General features: G+C 60.5%; 4 protein-coding genes and 1 pseudogene. 2 read left to right on the forward strand and 3 right to left on the reverse strand.

Features of this window, described 5'->3' with window-relative positions:
• Positions 1–307 precede the first annotated feature (307 nt).
• A complete protein-coding gene (locus G6N73_RS35065) occupies positions 308–787 on the forward strand; it encodes an SRPBCC family protein (protein ID WP_246252821.1) in 480 nt (159 codons plus the stop codon).
• Between the two features lie 63 nt (positions 788–850).
• Here G6N73_RS35065 and G6N73_RS37785 read toward each other — a convergent pair whose 3' ends face one another.
• Both G6N73_RS37785 and G6N73_RS37790 read right to left on the reverse strand, forming a co-directional pair.
• Positions 851–1,222 (reverse strand): alpha/beta fold hydrolase, encoded by a 372-nt coding sequence (locus G6N73_RS37785; RefSeq protein WP_246252822.1) that lies wholly within the window; start codon positions 1,220–1,222, stop codon positions 851–853.
• Positions 1,223–1,246: 24 nt separating this feature from the next.
• Entirely contained in the window at positions 1,247–1,753 is a 507-nt protein-coding gene (locus tag G6N73_RS37790) for an alpha/beta fold hydrolase (RefSeq protein WP_246252823.1), read from the reverse strand.
• Positions 1,754–1,868: 115 nt separating this feature from the next.
• Between G6N73_RS37790 and G6N73_RS35075 the strand changes: the two genes are divergently transcribed.
• Positions 1,869–2,459: a CGNR zinc finger domain-containing protein gene (locus tag G6N73_RS35075; RefSeq protein ID WP_165034448.1), complete on the forward strand. Its 591-nt coding sequence runs from the start codon at positions 1,869–1,871 to the stop codon at positions 2,457–2,459.
• A gap of 62 nt (positions 2,460–2,521) precedes the next feature.
• On the opposite strand, the pseudogene G6N73_RS35080 reads toward G6N73_RS35075, so the two are convergent.
• Positions 2,522–2,890, reverse strand: a pseudogene (locus G6N73_RS35080) (DUF899 family protein); the annotation flags it as partial.
• Between the last annotated feature and the right edge of the window lie 295 nt (positions 2,891–3,185).

Here is a 3,185-nt window from a genome sequence, read left to right on the forward strand (position 1 = left end):
TAGGCATGGTCCTTCTCCCATGCCGCCCTCCACAGCCGCAGCGCCCGATGCGAGCTCGCGCATTGTAGCGCCTCTGGAGCCGACTATAGGGGTCGTTCAACAGGTTGTTGATTTCGGCTCGCCCGATGAGCGGAGCACGGGCAATAGGCTCTGTCGCGCCACAAGCGGACATGAGAGTCAGCGGCGCAGCAGAGCGATTCTGTCCGCTCCATTGGCAATTGGATCGCATTCTGATGCCGCCATGCTGAAACTTGCCGCGACAGCTCGCGTTTAGGAACTCCTGCAACGGAGATTAAGGTCAAGCCAGATGGACAACATGATGCTGTCGCGCACTCCGATCGCCAAGACGGGCATGCTCATACGTCGCCCGGTCGAAGACGTGTTCGAGGCCATCGTCAACCCTGCGATCACCTCGAAGTTCTGGTTCAGCAAAGGCAGCGGTCAGCTCGAAACCGGCAAAACCGTGCGCTGGGAGTGGGAAAGCCACGATGTCTCCATCGAGGTGACCGTCAAAGCAATCGAGCCCAACCGCCTCGTGCGGATCGAATGGCCAGGCTACAGCGGTCCGACCGAGATCGAGTGGACGTTCCGGGCGATCCCCGACGGAACCACCTTTGTCCGCGTCCAGGAATCTGGCTGGACTGGCGACGGCGACAAACTCGTGCGCTACGTCGCCGACTCCACCCAGGGTTTTGCCCTCATGCTCGCAGGTCTCAAGGCGTTCCTGGAGCATGACATTCAGCTCAATCTCACACTCGATCGCTATCCCGAAGGCATCGAGGAGTAGGTGATAGGCGAATAGCGCCTAGCACCTCGCCAAGTTCTCCGACTCCGTCACTTGGCGGAATCTCTAAACTCGCCCGGCCTCCACATCGAGCATAAAGCGGCTCGCAAGAGCCGCGCATTCTCTGTGATGGGTTTCCAAAAGCTGGTGTCCGCTTTCGAAGACGTGGATTTCCAGCGAATCAAGGATGCGGTTGTATGCCATGATTTCGTTGATATCAAAGAAGGGGTCGTGCCTGCCCCAAAGCAGAAGGCACGGCGGTTGGTGCTCGCTGTGGTAGGCTTGGATGGTCGGGAAACGCGCAATGTGCGACCCGTAATCGGAAAATATCTTAAATTGGATGTCCAGTGTTTCCGGGCCGCGACAGGCGCTCCCAGTCGAGATGCCAGCCGTCGGGAGGATAGCGACACGCGATGCGCTCCGGCTGCTCTCCGACATACTGGTACCGGGTTGTCTCGAAATTCATCCAATCGGGCAGCTTGGCCCTGTTCTCCTCGGTCGGGTCGGCAAAAAACGCCTTTGGGGCGTCCCATCCCTGCCCCAGCCCTGCCCCAGCCCCTCGTCATGGGCATTGCCGTTCTGGACGATCAGGCCACGGATGCGGTCCGGCCGGCGCGTCGCGAGATGGTAGCCCACGGGCGTGCCGAAATCGTGGAGGAACAGAAAGAACCTCTCGAGGTCCAGCGCAGCGAGGAATGCGTCGATCGTGTCGGCAATTTTCTCGAACGTGTAGTCGTAAGCATCGGCGGATGGCGCGGAGGAGTAGCCGAAACCGGGCAGATCCGGCGCAACGACATAGGCGGTTTCTGCCAATGGCTCGATGACGTCGCGATACATGTAGGACGAAGTCGGGTAGCCATGCAGCAGCAAGATCGCCGGCAGCTCCGGGTCTCCAGCATGTCGGTAGAAGATGTCCAACCCTTGGACACTGACCGTCTCGTGGCGGATCTTGTGGCGATAGGTTTGCATCTCATTTCTCCTTCTCGCTTGACGGGAGTGTCGTCTGGCCTCGAAACCGGATATTGTTATAATAGCGGTTACCGACTATTGTAACCGGATAACGGGCAAAATAGGGTTAGGTTCCGTGGCGAACACGCATACGGAGTGGGTGCAGGGGCACTTCATTGGCGGGCATCCCGCCCTCGACCTCGCGAACGCGGTGTTCAACCGGCGGGTGCCCGAGGAGGATAACGAACTGCTCAAATCCGCCCAAGACATCGGAAACTGGTTCAAGGCGTCGGGGCTTGCTGGCGCTCGCGAGGCAACGGCAGTCGCCGAGATAGCAGGCGAGCCATTCGTGGAGCGGATCCACGCGGTAAGGGAGGCAGCGGCCAAGATCTTCGGGTCGATCGCCGCGAAAGAGCTGCCCGCGACGGAGGCGTTGGGCTTCCTTTTCAAGTGCGCCGCAAGCGGACTTGCCGGCGGTGCGGTCGGACTGAACGGCACGAGACCCGACCTCGCCCCTGCCCGGTGGCGGGACCCCGACGCCGTCACCGCCGTCCTGGCCATGCTCTCGATCGAAGGCTTTTTCACCCTGCCGCGCGAGAGGCTGCGTTCCTGTCCCCGCTGCGGCTGGTTGTTCTTGGACACGTCGCGCGGCGGGAAGCGCCGCTGGTGCAGCATGCGGATCTGCGGAAACCGCGAGAAGGTGTCGCGCCACAGGGAGCATGCCTAGACGAACGGCTTCATCGTGATGTCGCGGCGGAGACGGGTCATCAACGCTGGTTGCCGCGAACGTCAGCTATCGGTTGCGGAGGGGTTGGGAGCAGCGACTGGGCCGTAGTTGTCGTGAAGACGCCACCACGTGTAGGGCTCGCCCTGAGGACGCCCGGGCGGCACCTCCTGCCAAGTCTCCTGCCGACCTAACAGCGTCATGTCGAGAAATGACCAGACGGGACCTATTTCCTCAATGCCGCGTCCGTTCAGAAAGTAGGTGCGGAAAATACGTTCACCGCGCCGGATGAAGACGTTGATGCCGAATAGTTCTTCAACACCGAAATCCCGAGAGAACCGCTCGTCGGGCAGCGAATAGAAAGGGATGTGGTTCCATCCCATCCGTTCGCGCAGGCTCTCGATCTTGTCGATAGGAGCAGCAGTGACGAAGGCGAGGTGTGAGTCAGCACCGAAGGTTGGCCCTTCTCAAAAAGTAATAAGTGCGTGACTTTGCTTGCAAATTCGCGACGCGGTGGGGTCATCGTCGGCGCCGATCGTGACGCCGCCCAATCTCCATTTCATCTCAGCAAATCAAGGCGTTACCGGATCTTTGCAAGGGGTCAACCTTCGGTGCTGATTCACAACCAGGCGTAGATCTCGCCCATGGCAAAAGCGCAGACGCCTGGCCGGGTCCTCTGTGGACGTACGGCTGCCAGCCGGCAATGCGGCTGCCGGGCAGGGGGCCCGG

Source organism: Allomesorhizobium camelthorni, from assembly GCF_011045125.1.
Taxonomy (GTDB): domain Bacteria; phylum Pseudomonadota; class Alphaproteobacteria; order Rhizobiales; family Rhizobiaceae; genus Allomesorhizobium; species Allomesorhizobium camelthorni.

Coding starts and splice junctions, on each gene's coding strand:
- G6N73_RS35065 (WP_246252821.1), top strand. CDS start 308: ATGGACAACATGATGCTGTCGCGCACTCCGATCGCCAAGACGGGCATG.
- G6N73_RS37785 (WP_246252822.1), bottom strand. CDS start 1,222: ATGTCGGAGAGCAGCCGGAGCGCATCGCGTGTCGCTATCCTCCCGACG.
- G6N73_RS37790 (WP_246252823.1), bottom strand. CDS start 1,753: ATGCAAACCTATCGCCACAAGATCCGCCACGAGACGGTCAGTGTCCAA.